The following is a 15,791-nucleotide window of genomic DNA, read 5'->3' as shown; positions in this document are numbered from 1 at the left end:
CGCGGGCGCGCAAAGCGCCGCACGCGGCAAGCGAGGGATCACGATGCAGCACATCTCGCCGATCTGGCTGGGCGCGCTTGGCAGCCTGTTGGCCGGGCTGATGACCGCCGCAGGTGCGGTGCCGGTCCTGTTCGGGCGTCTGCCGTCACGCGCCACGCGCGACCTGTTGCTGGGCTTTTCGGCGGGTGTGATGCTGTCGGCCTCATTCTTTTCGCTGATCATTCCCGCGCTCGAGGCCGCCGCCACCCCGGAACGCGCCGCAATGGTGCCTGCGGCCATCGTCTGCGTCGCGATCCTGCTGGGCATGGGGGCCGTGGCGCTGTTGAACGAAACCCTGCCGCATGAGCATTTTCGCAGCGGACGCGAAGGCCCCGAGGCGGCCTCGTTGCGCAGGGTCTGGCTGTTCATCTTCGCGATCACGATCCACAACTTTCCCGAAGGCATGGCCGTGGGCGTGGGCTTCGGCGCACATGGTCTGCAGGGCGGGCTGCCCTTGGCCATCGGGATCGGCTTGCAGAATGCGCCCGAGGGCCTTGCCGTCGCGGTGGCCCTGCTGGGGGAAGGCTACACGCCCTTGCGCGCCTGGGGCATTGCCGCCTTGACCGGGCTGGTCGAACCTGTTGGCGGGGCCATCGGTGCAGGCATCGTCAGCCTGGCGCAACCCCTGCTGCCCTGGGGGCTGGCCTTCGCGGCGGGGGCCATGCTCTATTTCATCAGCCACGAGATCATCCCCGAGACCCATCGCAGCGGCCATCAGAACAAGGCCACGCTGGGTCTGGCCATCGGGCTTGTGCTGATGCTGTTCCTCGATGTCTGGCTGGCCTGACCGCCGCAGCCGCCCGCACCCTTACGGCAAAAGCTGCGACAAGGCCCAGACCAGCACACCCTGCCCCAGCAGCAGCGCCAGGTATTGCGCGGTGCGGCGCCGGTCCTTGCGCGCGCCCAGCGCCCCGGCATAGTCGAAACGTTCATAGACGACATTGCGCATCGGCAGGCCCTGGCCCAGCAACCCGTCCGACACGGCGCTGACCATCGGACCGGGACCGCAGATCATCGCAACGCAGGTGTCCGGCGTCAGCCCCTCCAGCAGGCGGGCCAGGCGGGGCGCATCCAGAAGCCCGGTCTCGGCCCCTCCGCTTGGGTCCGGCGCCTCGCTGATCAGCATGACGCGCAGATCCAGAACCGTCGCGGCTGCGGCAATCTCGTCCAGGCAGGCCATGTTTTCGGGGCGGCCCACGGCATAGGCCAGGCGCACCGGGCGCGGATCGCGCCGCGCGACAAGGTCACGCAAGAGCCCCATGATCGGCGCGATCCCGGCCCCGCCCGCAATCAGGATGACGCTGTCGCAGGGGTGATCCGACAGGGTGAAGGTGCCGAAGGGCCCGTCGATCCCGATCGGCGTTCCGGGCGCCAGCGCCCCGACCGTCCGGGTGAAATCCCCTGCCTCCTTGATGATCAGCCGCAGCGCGGGGCGTGTCGCGGTATCCGCGATGGAAAACGGGTGATCGAACAGCGGAAACCGCCGGGCACCTTCGGTCATCCAGACGAATTGCCCCGCCCGATAGTCCGGCGGCGGGGTGCCCGGCGCCGGGGCGATGTCCAGCTCCCAGATGCGGTCGGCTTTCGGCGCGACCCCGCGCAGCACGAAGGGCCGGTGATGCAGCCGCCACCAGCGCCAGCCGTACAGCACGCCGATCGCCCCGATCACCACGGCTGCGGCACCCCACCAGAATCCGTGCAATGGCCCCATCGCGCTCAGCCGTCCTGCTGTCAGCGCATGATGCAACCCGCCGCCCAGCGCTACCAGCGCCAGCCCAAGGTGCATCGCGCGCCACGTCTCGTAATGCATCCGGTCGCGCAGGAGGCCCGCCAGCACCAGGACCAGCAGCGCAGACAACGCCACCACGCCACTGCGGTAGGCCGGCAGCCTGTGATATGCGATCAACCGCTCGGCCCCGCGCGCGGGATCATCCATGACCGTCGGCAGCACATAGGCCAGCGGATGCAAGAGCAACGCCAGAAGCACCGCCATCGCCGCGATCTTGTGAAAGGCCATGATCCGGTCGATCCCCATGCGCCCCGACACCGGCCGAAACCGCCCCGAGGTCAGCAATTGCACCACCATCGCCGCCAAGGCCGACAGCCCCAGCCCCGCGCCGAAGGCCTCCCACCTGTCCAGCGGAACGGCCTGCGACCACGTGGCAGGCACAAGCGGCAAGAGGCAAAGCAGCAGATAGAGCGCGCCCAGCGCAGGCGCGGACAGGCGCGGCAACGCGCCATGTCTTGGTCTTTCCGGCGCAGCGGGCATGCGGTCACCTCCGTTCCTGACGTCCAGCGTGGCATGGATGCGCCACACCGCGCCTTGATCAGGCTCAAGGCAGGACAGGCGCGGCGCTGGCAAACTGGTTCAAGCACTCCCCCCCCGCGCGAAGGAGAAGACCATGACCGGACACGAAAGACCCCGTCACCTGCTGGCCGTGCTGGCGGCCCTGTCGCTGCTCATTGCCGCCTTGCCCATCGCCCCGCCACCGGCCCATGCCCAGCAGAGCCTTGCGCAATATGACCCGGATGCCCTGGCCCGCCTTGTGCGGGACTGGCTTGACGCACCCCACGCCGATCATGACAGCCTGTCCTTCACCTACTGGAACAAGCAGGGCGCGGTGCCGACCGAATGCGCCGCCTGCCATTCGCAACCGGGTTTCCTGGATCATCTGGGCGCCGATGGCACGCCCGCCGGGGTGGTGGACCATCCCGCCGCGATCAACCAGCCGATCGGCTGTGCCTCATGCCACACGGACAGCGCCCATGCGCTTGACCGGGTGAGCTTCCCCTCGGGGATCGAAGTGGCGGGCCTTGGGGCCTCGGCCCTCTGCGCCACCTGCCACCAGGGGCGCCTCTCCGGCCTCGATGTGGCGCGCGCCACGGCCAGCCTGCCCGAGGATCAGGTTCAGGCCGACCTTGGCTTCATGAACATCCACTATGCCGCCGCCGCAGGGGTTCAGGGTGGGGGCGACCTGATCGCGGGTTATCACTATCCGGGCCAAAGCTATGCCGGAACCTTCACCCATGTGCCCAGCGCCGGCACCTGTATCGCCTGCCATGATGCGCACAGCACCAGGGTCGAGACCGAAAGCTGCCTGAGTTGCCATCGCGGCGTGGACGATCTGCGCGCCATCCGCATGCAGCACGGCGATTTCGACGGGGACGGCAGCATCGCGGGTGGCATCATGTCCGAGATCGCGGGGCTCGAGGCGCAGCTTCTCGCCGCGATCCGCACCTATGCCCTGCAGGTGTCGGGCCAGCCCCTCGCCTATGCGTCGGGGCAATATCCCTATTTCTTCAAGGATCCCGACCAAGACGGGAAGATCGGCGCGGATGAGGGGGGCTTTCCCAACCGTTACCAGTCCTGGACCCCGCGCCTTTTGAAGGCCGCCTACAATTACCAGATGTCGCGCAAGGATCCGGGCGCTTATGTTCACAACCCGCGCTATGTGCTGCAACTGCTGCATGACAGCCTGGCGGATCTGGCGGGCGTGATCGACCTTGATCTTGGCAGGCGCCCCCGCCCCTAGACCCTCAAGGCGCGATCAGGCCGCGATGGCACGGTATCCCGCGCCATCCACCCGGAGGCGCGCGAACTTCAGCGGATCAACCGCATGACCACCCGTGAAGACCAGGTCCTGCGCCGCGATCTCGGCCAGGGCGGCCTTGCGGCTGCGCGTGGCCATCGCGGGATCGACATCATAGATCGTGGCCGTCTCCGGCGCGGGCAATTGCAGTGCCGCGGAATGGAAGATGTCGCCCACGATCACCAGCCCTGCCCCGATCCGCAGCCCGATATGGCCGGGCGTATGGCCCGGCAGTTCCCAGACCGTGACACCCGGCGCCACGGCATCGCCTTGGGCCACGGTGACGATGCGCCCCGCATGGGCCGCGATCACGGCCGAGGCCGGTCCGTCACGATCCGTCCAATGCGCAAGTTCGGCCGCATGCATCATGATCCGCGCCGCCGGAAAGGCCGGCACGGCGCCGACAAGCGCGCCACCACAGTGATCGCCATGCAGATGCGTGAAGACAAGCGTGCCGATATCCCCGGGCGCCACGCCCAGCGCCGCCAGACGGGCAGGCAATCGCCCGCCCTTGTCCCCGGCCAGCGCGCCATAACCCGTATCGACCAGCGTCAGCGCATCGCCCTGCCGGATCAGGAACACATTGAATGCCGTGCGGATCGCGCTGTCGCACGCCGCTGCAAGCCGCAGGGCCAGCGTCTCGGGATCAACGGCGGGAAACACCTGCGCCCCGAAATCCGCGCCACCATCGGCCAGGCAGAAGACCTCGGCCACATCCGCCTCGAACCTTGCGATCCCCTCCATCAGCCGACCCGATAGTTCGGGCTTTCGCGGGTGATCTGCACGTCATGGACATGGCTTTCCTTCAGCCCCGCCCCGGTGATCTTGACGAAGGTGCAGTTGCGGCGCATCTCTTCGACCGTGGCGCAACCGGTATAGCCCATGGCGGCGCGCAAGCCCCCCACCAGCTGATGCACCACTGCCGAGGCTGACCCCTTGTAGGGCACCTGCCCCTCGACACCTTCGGGCACCAGCTTGTCGCTGGCCGCATCCTTCTGGAAATACCGGTCGGCCGAGCCGCGCGCCATCGCGCCCAGGCTGCCCATGCCGCGATAGCTCTTGAAGCTGCGGCCCTGGTAGAGGATCACCTCGCCGGGGGACTCGTCCGTGCCCGCGATCATGGAGCCCACCATCGCGCAGGACGCGCCCGCCGCGATCGCCTTGGCGAAATCGCCCGAGAACTTGATGCCGCCATCGGCAATCACCGGCACGTCGCCCGCGGCGCCCGCGCAATCCATGATTGCCGTCAACTGCGGCACGCCCACACCCGCGACCATCCGGGTGGTGCAGATCGACCCGGGGCCAATGCCCACCTTGACCGCATCCGCCCCCGCGCCGATCAGGGCGCGCGTGGCCTCGGCCGTGGCGATATTGCCCGCCACCACCTGCACCTCGTTGGACAGCGCCTTGATCCGCTCGACCGCATGGGCCACGCCCTCGGAATGGCCATGCGCGGTGTCGATCACCACCATGTCCACGCCCGCATCGATCAGCGCCATGCTGCGCTCGAAACCGGCATCCCCCACGGTCGAGGCCGCCGCCACACGCAGCCGGCCCAGCTGGTCCTTGCAGGCCGTGGGGTTCAGAACGGCCGTCTCGGTATCCTTCAGCGTCAGCAGCCCGGTCAGGTGCCCCTTGCCGTCGGTGACCAGCAGCTTCTCGATGCGGCGCGCCTTCATCAGGCTTTTCGCCTCTTCCAGCTCGGCAGGCTCGGTCAGCATCGCCAGGTTGTCCGAGGTCATCATCACGCTGACGGGCGTGTCGTCGGATGTGGCGAAACGCATGTCGCGGTTGGTCACGATGCCCACGACCAGCCCCTTGTCATTCACCACGGGAAAACCCGTCACGTTGTAGCGCGCCTGCAGGGCCTTGGCATCGGCCAGGGTCTGGTCGGGGCGCAGGGTGATCGGGTTGTAGACAATACCGCTCTCGAAGCGCTTGACGCGGCGCACCTCGTTGGCCTGCTCCTCGACGGTCAGGTTGCGATGGATCACCCCCATGCCGCCCGATTGCGCCATGGCGATGGCCATGCGCGATTCGGTCACCGTGTCCATGGCCGAACTCAGAAGCGGGATATTCAGCGCGATCGACCGGGTCACGCGGGTGCGTGTATCCGCCGTCGACGGCAGGACCGAGGACGCGGCGGGAACGAGCAGAACATCATCGAAGGTCAGGGCCTCACGAATCTCCATCGGGCATCTCCATGCTGGGATCGTTTGGCGCTTCCCTATTGCACGTCTGCCCTGCGGGGGAAACCCCCCAATCTCCGCGGCCCGCCGGGCCCGCGGTTTCTTCTTGCCGCAAATATCCCCGCCGGAGGCATCCGCCCCCGCAACCGGCGCCACGCGCGCAAAATGACGCAGCGGATCAACTTTCTGCCGCATCACGCCTTTCCCTTTCGCCCGCGCAGCATATGCTTGGCACCAACAGGCAACAGGACATGATCACCCCATGAGCAGCGCGACCACCGCTTCCGCAGCGACACCACAGACCGCAGCATCCCAGGACCCTCTCGTCGTCTTCACCCCATCGGGCAAGCGGGGCCGTTTTCCGGTGGGCACGCCCGTCCTGACCGCCGCACGCCAGCTGGGCGTGGATCTGGACAGCGTCTGCGGCGGGCGCGGCATCTGCTCGAAATGCCAGATCACGCCGTCCTACGGCGAATTCTCGAAATTCGGCGTGACCTCCGAACCCGAGGCCCTCTCGGACTGGAACAGCGTCGAGCAGCGCTACAAGGACAAGCGCGGCCTGATCGACGGGCGCCGCCTTGGCTGTCAGGCCACCGTGCAGGGCGACTTGGTCATCGACGTGCCCCCCGAAAGCCAGGTGCACAAGCAGGTGGTGCGCAAGGCGGCCACCGCCCGCGCCATCATCATGGACCCTGCCACCCGGCTCTATTTCGTCGAGGTGGAAGAACCGGACATGCATGAGCCAACGGGCGATCTGGAACGGCTGGCCCGCGCCCTGCGCGACCAGTGGCAGATTGCCGACATCCGCGCCGACCTGTCGGTGCTGACCAAGCTGCAGCCGGTGCTGCGCAAGGGCAACTGGCAGGTCACGGTGGCGCTTTACCGCGATCATCACGAAGGCCACGCGCGCCTGCTGGACATCTGGCCCGGTCTCTACGAGGGCGGTCTGTACGGCCTTGCCATCGACCTTGGCTCGACCACCATCGCAGCACATCTGTGCGATCTGGTCACCGGGCAGGTGCTGTGCTCCTCGGGTGTGATGAACCCGCAGATCCGCTTTGGCGAGGATCTGATGAGCCGTGTGTCATACGCGATGATGAACCCCGGCGGCGACAAGGACATGACCCGCGCGGTGCGCACCGCGCTCAACGGCCTGACCCAGAGCCTGAGCACCGAGGCCGGGATCGATCCCGCCACGATCTTCGAGGCGGTGATCGTCTGCAACCCGGTCATGCATCACCTTCTGTTGGGGATAGACCCGGTCGAACTGGGCCAGGCGCCTTTCGCGCTGGCCACCTCATCCTCGCTGTCGCTGCGCGCGACGGATCTGGAATTCACCACGCTCAACGACCGCGCACAGGTCTATCTGCTGCCCTGCATCGCGGGCCATGTGGGGGCCGATGCCGCCGCCGTGGCCCTGTCCGAGGAACCGGGCAAGTCGCAGGATCTGGTCCTTGTCGTCGATGTGGGCACCAATGCCGAGATCCTTCTGGGCAATACGACCCGCGTTCTGGCCTGCTCCTCGCCCACCGGCCCCGCCTTCGAGGGCGCGCAGATCAGCGCCGGCCAGCGCGCCGCACCCGGCGCCATCGAGCGGATCGAGATTGATCCTGCCACCAAGGAACCGCGCTTCCGCATCATCGGCACGGAACTGTGGTCCGACGAGCCCGGCTTTGCCGAGGCCGCAGCCGCATCGGGCATCACCGGCATCTGCGGATCGGGCATCATCGAGGCCGTGGCCGAGATGCGCATGGCGGGCCTTCTGGACGACTCGGGCCTGATCGGATCGGCCGACCAGACCGGCACGCCCCGCTGCATCGCCGAAGGGCGCACCCATGCCTACGTGATCCATGACGCCACCGCCGAGGGTGGGCCGCTGATCAGCGTGACCCAAGGCGACATCCGCGCGATCCAGCTGGCCAAATCCGCGCTTTACGCGGGCGCACGCCTTCTGATGGATGAAATGGGCGTCGACAAGGTGGACCGCGTGGTGCTGGCAGGTGCCTTCGGTGCCCATATCAGCCCCAAACACGCGATGGTGCTGGGCATGATCCCCGATGTGCCGCTCGACCGCGTCTTCAGCGCGGGCAATGCCGCCGGCACCGGCGCGCGCATCGCGCTGTGCAACATCGGCAGCCGCGCCGAGATCGAGGCGACCGTGGGCAAGATCACCAAGATCGAAACCGCGATCGAGCCGAAATTCCAGGAACATTTCGTCGCCGCAAATGCGATCCCGCACAAGACCGACCCCTTCCCGGAACTGTCCAAGGTGGTGTCGCTGCCCTCGCCCTCGTTCAACACGCGCGGCGAAGGCGGCGGCGGCGACGACGGCGGACGGCGGCGGCGCAGAAGGGCTTGACGCTCGGCACGGCCTCACTTACCTGTCAGATCGTCGCGGGTGTAGCTCAATGGTAGAGCAGCAGCTTCCCAAGCTGAATACGAGGGTTCGATTCCCTTCACCCGCTCCATCCTTCCATTGTCGACAGCACCTTCCTGTCCCTTGCGGGTTGAGACATGGCCGTTCTGCGCCTAGGTTCGCAGAAGCAGAGTGACCAACCCGAAGGAAGACTGTCATGACATGGAACGTGTATCTCTCAGGCGAAATCCACACCGATTGGCGTGAGCAGATCATCAATGGCGCGAAAGGCCTTGATATCGCGTTCAATTCCCCGGTCACCGATCATGCGGCCAGTGACGATTGCGGGGTCACGATCCTGGGGGCGGAACCGGACAAGTACTGGCATGATCACAAGGGCGCGATGGTCAACGCCATCCGCACCCGCAAGGGTATCGCCGATGCCGATGTGGTGGTGGTGCGCTTTGGCGATCAGTACAAGCAGTGGAACGCCGCCTTCGACGCGGGCTATGCCGCGGCCCTGGGCAAATCGCTGATCATCCTGCACGGCCCCGACCACCAGCACGCCCTCAAGGAGGTGGATGCCGCAGCCCTGGCCGTGGCGCAGACGCCTGATCAGGTCGTGGCCATCCTGCGCTATGTGATCGAAGGAAAGCTCTGACCCGATGGCGGCATCCGGCATGGCGGCGCTTGGCGCGGCCCAGATCATCGAACGCCTAGGCCTGATCCCGCATCCAGAGGGCGGCCATTACCGCCAGACATGGATCGACGCGGCAGAGGGCACAGAGCGCCCCAGCGGCACCTGCATCTATTTCCTGCTGGCCGCCGGTGAACGCAGCCATTGGCACAAGGTCGACGCGGCCGAGATCTGGCATTTCTACGCAGGTGCCCCGCTGATCCTGTCGCTGGCCGCAACCGAGGCGGGCCCCGCGCGCGATCACCGTCTTGGCCCGGATCTTCTGGCGGGCGAGGCCCCCCAGATCATCGTGCCGCCGCATCACTGGCAGGCCGCGCGCAGCACCGGGGACTGGACGCTGGTCGGCTGCACCGTCAGCCCCGCCTTCCGGTTCGAGGGCTTCACCCTCGCCCCCGCAGGTTTCGACATTCCCCGCGCCGACTGACCCTTCGCCTCAGGGCTGCTGTGGCGCGGCCTGTCCCCGCAGATGCGCCAGCGTGGCGGCGCAGGGCTGCCCCTCGTAGAAGGTCGTCAGGATCGCCTCGAACACCGCGCGCGTCTGCGGATCCTGCGCCGCTTCGCGAAACAGCGTGGCCGATGACCTGAGCTTGAGGGCATCGACCTGCCCCATGATCTGCGCGGCGCTGCGGTCCGGATGCGTCAGAACCGCCCGCGCCACCGCGATCAGACCGGGCCCCAGATCGGGATCGGCCAGATAGGCGCGCGCCTCGGCCATGTCTTCGATCCCGAAATGTTTTGCCGTGGCAGACCGTCCCAGCACCTTGAGCTGGGGAAAGATGAACCACATCCAATGGGTCTGCTTGCGCCCCTCGGTCAATTCGGCCAGGGCCCTGTCATAGGTATCGAACTGGGCAATGTCGAACCGCGTCAGATTGCTCATGGTGCCTGCTGCCTCCCGTGCGTCTTCCCTTCAGGGGTCCCGCATCCCAGCATAGCCCCCACAGCCCCCTGCCGACAATCCGCGCGCCGGCCTGCCCTTGGCATCCCCGTGCGCCCGGCCTAAGAAGAGGCATTCCGACGCAGCGACGCAAGGCACCCATCCTGACCCGCGCATTCATCCTGACCACGATCATCGTGCTGGCCACCGGTGCGGCAGGCGGCCTTCTGGCAAGCTACACGCTGCTGCCCCTGCCCTATATGCTGGGCAGCCTGATCGCCACCGCGCTTTTGTCCAGCGTGACGGGCCATCGCTTTCCTGCGGGCTACAAGTTTCCCCAAAGCATCCGCCTGATCTTTCTGGCCGTGATCGGCGTGATGATCGGCGCACAGGTCACGCCGGGCATGGTCGCGATGCTGCCCTCTCTGGCGGTCAGTTTCGCGGCGCTGACCCTGTTCGTGGGCCTGGCTCATGCCGGCAATTACGCGGTATTCCGGCGGCTTGGCGGCTATGATCGCGCAACCGCCTTCTACAGCGGCACCCCCGGCGGGCTGATGGAAAGCATCGCCATGGGCGAAGAGGCCGGCGCCAACCTTGCGATCCTGACCATGCAGCAGTTCCTGCGCATCGTGCTGGTGATCACGATCCTGCCCATTGGCCTCTCGCTCTGGCTGGGTGCGCCCGTGGGCAGTGCGGGCGGCATGACGCTGGCGCGCCCCGATGTGGATCTGACCCAGCTGCCCGTGGTGATCGCCGTGGGCGCGCTTGGGCTGGGCATCGGGAAATGGCTGCACCTGCCGGCCGGACAACTGACGGGGCCGCTTTTCGTGGCGGCGGCTGTCAGCCTGACAGGCGTCGTGCCCCTGGACATGCCGCAATGGCTAATCAACGAGGCGCAGATCGTCATCGGCGCCAGCTTGGGGATGCGTTTCGGCGGGCTGAAAGGGCGCGCCCTCATGCGCGGGATCGGCCTGGGACTGATCTCGGTCTGCCTGATGATGGTGATCGCGGTGGTGCTGGTCGTCATCGTCCATGACATCACCGGCGCCCCTTTCGACATGCTGCTGATCAGCTTCGCGCCCGGCGGCGTGACCGAGATGGCGCTGATCGCGCTCAGCCTGCAGGCCAATCCGGCATTGGTGACAGCGCATCATATCTATCGCATCATCCTGACGGTGATCGAGATGTCGGTGATCGCCCGCTGGAAGGCGCGCCGCAGGTGACAGATCCCGATGCGCTTTGACAAGCGGCACCGGGTCAGAGTAACTGAACTGACGTTCAATTCTAAGGGAAGAGGGTTCACATGCTGATGCAAGATACGGCCGCCGTCATCACGGGCGGCGCGTCCGGCCTGGGCGAGGCCACCGCCCGCCTGTTCCGCGCCTCGGGCGCCCAAGTCACCATCCTTGATCGTGACGCCGCGCGCGGTCAGGCCGTGGCCGACGAGATCGGGGCGCATTTCGCGCTGACCGACGTGACAAGCGAGGATTCGGTCAAGGCCGCGATTGCCCATGCGATGGAAAAGATGGGCAAGATCAACGCCGCGATCAATTGCGCGGGCGTGGGAACCGCGGAAAAGACCCTTGGCCGCGAAGGTCCCCACAGCCTTGACCATTACAACCGCGTGATCGGGATCAACCTTGTGGGCACCTTCAACGTGGCCCGCCTGGCCGCCGCCGAAATGGCCAAGAACGCCCCCACCGAGGATGGCCAGCGCGGCGTGATCGTCAATACCGCCTCGGTCGCGGCCTTTGACGGGCAGAAGGGCCAGGTGGCCTATGCCTCGTCCAAGGCGGGTATCGCGGGCATGTCGCTGCCGATGGCGCGGGATCTGTCGCGCGAGGGCATCCGCGTCATGGCCATCGCGCCCGGCATCTTCCTGACGCCGATGCTGATGGGCTTGCCGCAGGATGTACAGGACCAGCTGGCCGCCGATGTGACCTGCCCGCGCCGCCTGGGCCGGCCCGAGGAATACGCGTCGCTTGCCCGTTTCATCGTCGAATCGGGCTATCTGAACGGCGAGACGATCCGCATCGACGGCGCCCTGCGCATGCGTTGAGCATTGCCGCACAACCTGTTGTGAAGAAAAGAAACGGTGGGCAAGTCCTGCCGTTTCCTCATTCCTCAGCCATCGCTATCGCGCCGCATTCGCGCGGCCATGGCATCAAGCCCCCGCGCCTCGAACGAGGCCACGACACCCGCATGGTCAACCGCCTCGCGGTTCTGGCTCAACTTGGCCTTGGCCGCGATCCCGGTGATGTCGATGCGGAAGGCCACGATGGCGGCCAGCATCCCCTCCATGTAGTCGCGCGGCGCATCCGCCATGCGCCATGCAGCATCCCCGTTCATCCGCGTCTCGTGATCGCGGGTCAGGCGACCGACAACAGCGCGCTTGGCCTTATCGTCATGCTGGAAGGTGATTGCGCCCGCCACATGCACCACCTGGTAGTTCCACGTGGGCACATGCCGGTGATGATCATGCTTGGTCGGGTAGAGATTGGGCGAGACATAGCCATCCTGCCCGCGAAAGATCGCCAGAACCGGGGTGCCGTCGGGGATGATCCGGTGCATGTCATTGTTCAGCGCGACATGTCCGACCAAGGCGGCATCGCCATCGCGCATCACGGGCAGATGATTGGCCACCAGACCCGCAGCGGTCTGCGCCACGATCGCGGCAAGCGGAAAGGCCTCGATCAGCCCCGCCACTTCACCAGGGTTCGTTTCGCGAAAATGTTCAGGCATGTACATAGGCTTGCACCTCTTTCCTGATGTATCACGTCAACCTTCGGCCTTGGCCTCCAGCGTCAGCCATTCTTCCTCTGCCGCGGCAAGAGCATCCTGCCGCTGCACCAGCGCTTCGGTCGCCTTGCGGAACTTGACCGGCTCTTTCGTGAAAAGGTCGGGCGCGGCCAGATAGTCCTCGAGCTTGGCGATCTCGGCCTCCAGCCCCTCGATCACGCCGGGAAGCGCCTCGAGGCGGTGCTTCTCGGTAAAGGAAAGCTTTGATTTGGCGGCACTTTTGGCAGGCGTCGCGGCAGGCGCCGCAGCAGGTGCCTCGGGTGCCTTGCGCTTGCCGTCATAGCTGACCGAGTTCCAGCCCGGCGCGCCGCCCCCCTCGCCACGTTGTGCCTGGTAGTCGGTCCAGCCGCCGGCATAGACCGTGGCGCGCCCATCGCCTTCCATCGCGATCGTGGTCGCGGCGACGCGGTCCAGGAAATCGCGGTCGTGGCTGACCAGCAGCACGGTGCCGTCGTAATCGTCCAGCAGTTCCTGCAACAGGTCCAGCGTCTCGATATCCAGATCGTTGGTCGGTTCGTCCAGCACCAGCAGGTTGCTTTCCCTGGCCATCAGCTTGGCCAGAAGCAGCCGCGCCTTTTCACCACCCGACAGGCTGCGCACCGGCGCCCTCGCCTGACGCTCGTCGAACAGGAAATCCTTGAGATAGCCCACGACATGCCGTGGCTGGCCGCGCACCAAGACCTGGTCGGCCTTGCCCGACACGCGCATCTCGGGGTCGCCTGTCAGGCTGTCCCAGAGGCTCATTTCGGGGTCCAGCTGCGCACGCGCCTGATCGAAGATCGCGGGCATCAGGTTGGTGCCCAGACGGATCGTGCCGCTATCGGGTGCCTCCTGTCCCATCAGCATCTTCAAAAGCGTGGTCTTGCCCACGCCATTGGGTCCGACAAAGGCCACACGGTCGCCGCGCTGGATCTTGACCGAGAAATCCCGCAGGATCACCTTGTCGCCATAAGACTTTGAAATACGGTCAGCTTCCGCCACCAGCTTGCCCGATTTCGCACCGGCCTCAAGCGACATGGCCGCCGTGCCCTGGCGCCTGATCTGGCTGGAGCGTTCCTCGCGCAGTGCCGCCAGCGCCCGCAAACGGCCCTGGTTGCGCTTGCGCCGGGCGCTGATGCCCTCGACCGCCCAACGCCCTTCGGCCTTGATCTTGCGGTCCATCTTGTGGCGCTGCATGTCCTCTTCGTCCCAGACCTTGTCGCGCCAGGCCTCGAACCCGTCGAACCCGGTCTCCTGACGGCGCACCATGCCCCGGTCGATCCAGAAGGTCGCCCGCGTCAGGGCCCGCAGAAAGGCGCGGTCGTGGCTGATCAGCACAAAGGCCGCGCGGGTCGTGGACAACTCGGCCTCAAGCCAGGCGATCGCCTCGATGTCCAGATGGTTGGTCGGCTCGTCCAGCAGCATCAGCTCGGGCGCCTCGGCCATCAGCTTGGCCAGCGCCGCGCGCCGCCGCTCGCCGCCCGACGCGGTGCTGACAGGGCGCGCCGGGTCGAATTTCAACCCTTCGCCCGCAATCTCGACCTTGTAGGCCTCGGACGGGTCCAGACCGCTGGCGGCATAATCGCCCAGCGTGGCGAAACCCTCCATCAGCGGGTCCTGTTCCATGTAGCCCACGGTCACGCCGGGGGTCACCACGCGGGTGCCCTGATCGGCCTCGACCAGACCGGCCATCACCTTCATCAGGGTGGACTTGCCCGATCCGTTGCGCCCCACCAGCGCCAGCCGGTCACCCGGCTGCACCACAAGGGACAGATCGGCGAAGACCGGGTCACCGCCGAAGGTCAGGGAAATGTCGGAGAGCTGAAGAAGGGGTGCGCGTGCCATCCTCGCCTGCTATCCGGGCCACGACGCGCCGTCAAGCGTCGCCAAAATCCGGTCGCAAGGCTCAGGCCATGACCGCGCGCAGCAACCGTTTGCGCGCCTCGGGGATGGCGCGGATTTCCAGCCCGGTGAAGACATGCAGCGTGTTCATCTGCGGGTCGATCACCGCATGGTCGCTGACCCACCCGCCCATCATCAGATAGGTGCGCAGCAAGGGCGGCATGGCCTGCAGGGCAAGGCGCTTGTCCGGCGCATGCGTGACCTGGCTGCCGAAGGCATAGACCTGCGGCGCCTTGATCCCGGGCAGCCAGTCGCGCGGGGCAAGGTGGTTTTCCTTCAGCAGGGCGAAGGCATCGGCATAGCGGCTCTGATCGGTGCCGCGAAAGGACGAGCAGCCGAACATCATCTCGATCCCCTGTGCATCCACGTGGCAGGTCAGCCCCGCCCAGGCCAGGCGCAGGATGTCGGGGTCATGATGGTCGGGATGGATGCAGAAGCGACCGATCTCGATCATGGGGCCTGCAAAGCGCGTCAGCGCGGACAGGTCATAGAATTGCGCGGCATAACTGCGGCCGATCTGGCCGCCGTCGGCCAGATCCAGCATGCGAAAGCAGCACACAAGCTGCCCGCTGCGCAGATCCTCAAGCATGGCATGGGTGCAGATGGCATCGAAAGCATCCTGGTCCAGCCCCGGCTCTGCCCCCGTGTCGGCACCGCCATGAAACGCAAGGTGGCGCAGGCGCTGCGCGGCGATCACATCCTCTGCGCCATCGGCAAGGCGCAGCCGGTAAATGCCTTTGGTGACTGGCTGCATCAGGTCTCTCCGCCGCCGGTTTCAGGCAAGGCTACGGTCAGCCCCGCAGCCGCGCAAGATGTATCCGGCCCGGACATGGCAGGAAAGCATGGTCGAACAGGGCTTAGCCCAGGAAGTCGGAGGCGCGGAAACCGCCGATGCTGCCGATCAGGCGGCGGATGATCGACTTGTTGGTGCCGCTGGTGCCCGTGATGCGGCGCGAGATCGGGACGACCTGCCCGTCTTCGAGGCCGAAGCGTTCGATATTCGTGACCACGCCCGCACTGTCATAGCTGATCGCCAGAACCTCGCGCTCGATCACCTCGGGCGCGCGCCAGGCGAAGGTGCTCACACGGCTTTGCACGTAATAGGCGGCGCTTTCGGTCATCAGCCCCGATGTGGCGGGGGCGCCGATCAATTCCTCGACGGAGGCCCGCGTATCCACGCCGACGGTGACCTGCGCGAGGTCGGACTCGGTGGGGACATATCCGTGATTGCGGAATTGCGGTGCGCAGGCCGACAGTGCCAGGATGCACAGGACCGCAATGGATTTGCCGAACCGGAAACTCTCGCCTGCCATCGCTGCCCTCTTGCCTTGGCCCCTTGTGCCTTCTATCCCGCTTACAGAAG

At 66.4% G+C, this 15,791-nt stretch carries 15 protein-coding genes and 1 tRNA gene; 8 read left to right on the top strand and 8 right to left on the bottom strand.

What is annotated here, in order from left to right; genetic code table 11:
• The first annotated feature begins 43 nt into the window (after nucleotides 1–43).
• Nucleotides 44–826: a ZIP family metal transporter gene (locus ACMUJL_RS19950; protein WP_375571454.1), complete on the top strand. Its 783-nt coding sequence runs from the start codon at nucleotides 44–46 to the stop codon at nucleotides 824–826.
• 21 nt (nucleotides 827–847) lie between these two features.
• Here the strand turns inward: ACMUJL_RS19950 and ACMUJL_RS19945 are convergent, their stop codons facing one another.
• On the bottom strand, nucleotides 848–2,308 hold the full coding sequence (locus ACMUJL_RS19945) for a ferric reductase-like transmembrane domain-containing protein (RefSeq protein ID WP_375571456.1): 1,461 nt from the start codon (nucleotides 2,306–2,308) through the stop codon (nucleotides 848–850).
• A gap of 133 nt (nucleotides 2,309–2,441) precedes the next feature.
• On the opposite strand from ACMUJL_RS19945, the gene ACMUJL_RS19940 reads away from it, so the two are divergent.
• Complete coding sequence (locus ACMUJL_RS19940; RefSeq protein WP_375571458.1) at nucleotides 2,442–3,572, top strand: polyheme membrane-associated cytochrome C; 1,131 nt, start codon at nucleotides 2,442–2,444, stop codon at nucleotides 3,570–3,572.
• A gap of 15 nt (nucleotides 3,573–3,587) precedes the next feature.
• On the opposite strand, the gene ACMUJL_RS19935 is transcribed toward ACMUJL_RS19940, so the two are convergent.
• Nucleotides 3,588–4,373, bottom strand: a complete 786-nt coding sequence (locus ACMUJL_RS19935; RefSeq protein ID WP_375571460.1) for an MBL fold metallo-hydrolase — start codon at nucleotides 4,371–4,373, stop codon at nucleotides 3,588–3,590.
• Complete coding sequence (guaB, locus tag ACMUJL_RS19930) at nucleotides 4,373–5,821, bottom strand: IMP dehydrogenase (RefSeq protein WP_068290156.1); 1,449 nt, start codon at nucleotides 5,819–5,821, stop codon at nucleotides 4,373–4,375. Before guaB ends, ACMUJL_RS19935 begins: the two co-directional genes overlap by 1 nt.
• Before the next feature lie 259 nt (nucleotides 5,822–6,080).
• On the opposite strand from guaB, the gene ACMUJL_RS19925 reads away from it, so the two are divergent.
• From ACMUJL_RS19925 to ACMUJL_RS19910, 4 genes are all read left to right on the top strand, one after another.
• A complete protein-coding gene (locus ACMUJL_RS19925) occupies nucleotides 6,081–8,177 on the top strand; it encodes an ASKHA domain-containing protein (RefSeq protein WP_416914422.1) in 2,097 nt (698 codons plus the stop codon).
• Nucleotides 8,178–8,212: 35 nt separating this feature from the next.
• A tRNA-Gly gene (locus ACMUJL_RS19920) sits at nucleotides 8,213–8,286 on the top strand.
• Nucleotides 8,287–8,391: 105 nt separating this feature from the next.
• Nucleotides 8,392–8,835 carry a YtoQ family protein gene (locus tag ACMUJL_RS19915; RefSeq protein WP_068290172.1) on the top strand — a complete coding sequence of 148 codons (444 nt, stop codon included), beginning with the start codon at nucleotides 8,392–8,394 and terminating at the stop codon, nucleotides 8,833–8,835.
• A 4-nt stretch (nucleotides 8,836–8,839) separates the two neighbouring features.
• A complete protein-coding gene (locus ACMUJL_RS19910) occupies nucleotides 8,840–9,295 on the top strand; it encodes a cupin domain-containing protein (protein WP_375571465.1) in 456 nt (151 codons plus the stop codon).
• 9 nt (nucleotides 9,296–9,304) lie between these two features.
• On the opposite strand, the gene ACMUJL_RS19905 is transcribed toward ACMUJL_RS19910, so the two are convergent.
• Nucleotides 9,305–9,751, bottom strand: coding sequence for a DUF1810 domain-containing protein (locus ACMUJL_RS19905; protein ID WP_375571467.1), 447 nt, complete (start codon nucleotides 9,749–9,751; stop codon nucleotides 9,305–9,307).
• Between the two features lie 194 nt (nucleotides 9,752–9,945).
• On the opposite strand from ACMUJL_RS19905, the gene ACMUJL_RS19900 reads away from it, so the two are divergent.
• Nucleotides 9,946–10,971 (top strand): AbrB family transcriptional regulator, encoded by a 1,026-nt coding sequence (locus tag ACMUJL_RS19900; protein WP_375571469.1) that lies wholly within the window; start codon nucleotides 9,946–9,948, stop codon nucleotides 10,969–10,971.
• 80 nt (nucleotides 10,972–11,051) lie between these two features.
• Nucleotides 11,052–11,807, top strand: coding sequence for an SDR family NAD(P)-dependent oxidoreductase (locus tag ACMUJL_RS19895; protein ID WP_068290176.1), 756 nt, complete (start codon nucleotides 11,052–11,054; stop codon nucleotides 11,805–11,807).
• Nucleotides 11,808–11,872: 65 nt separating this feature from the next.
• On the opposite strand, the gene ACMUJL_RS19890 is transcribed toward ACMUJL_RS19895, so the two are convergent.
• The 4 genes from ACMUJL_RS19890 to ACMUJL_RS19875 form a co-directional block, all read right to left on the bottom strand.
• On the bottom strand, nucleotides 11,873–12,490 hold the full coding sequence (locus ACMUJL_RS19890; protein WP_375571472.1) for an FMN-binding negative transcriptional regulator: 618 nt from the start codon (nucleotides 12,488–12,490) through the stop codon (nucleotides 11,873–11,875).
• Between the two features lie 36 nt (nucleotides 12,491–12,526).
• Nucleotides 12,527–14,371: an ABC-F family ATP-binding cassette domain-containing protein gene (locus ACMUJL_RS19885; RefSeq protein WP_068290179.1), complete on the bottom strand. Its 1,845-nt coding sequence runs from the start codon at nucleotides 14,369–14,371 to the stop codon at nucleotides 12,527–12,529.
• A gap of 61 nt (nucleotides 14,372–14,432) precedes the next feature.
• Nucleotides 14,433–15,182 carry a GNAT family N-acetyltransferase gene (locus ACMUJL_RS19880; RefSeq protein ID WP_375571474.1) on the bottom strand — a complete coding sequence of 250 codons (750 nt, stop codon included), beginning with the start codon at nucleotides 15,180–15,182 and terminating at the stop codon, nucleotides 14,433–14,435.
• A 103-nt stretch (nucleotides 15,183–15,285) separates the two neighbouring features.
• Nucleotides 15,286–15,741, bottom strand: coding sequence for an outer membrane protein assembly factor BamE (locus ACMUJL_RS19875; RefSeq protein WP_416914421.1), 456 nt, complete (start codon nucleotides 15,739–15,741; stop codon nucleotides 15,286–15,288).
• Between the last annotated feature and the right edge of the window lie 50 nt (nucleotides 15,742–15,791).

Origin of the sequence: Seohaeicola sp. (assembly GCF_048006315.1) — a bacterium.
Classification (GTDB): domain Bacteria; phylum Pseudomonadota; class Alphaproteobacteria; order Rhodobacterales; family Rhodobacteraceae; genus Seohaeicola.
The sequence above is the reverse complement of the archived record's forward strand: the minus strand, read 5'-3'. Positions and strand labels throughout refer to the sequence as shown.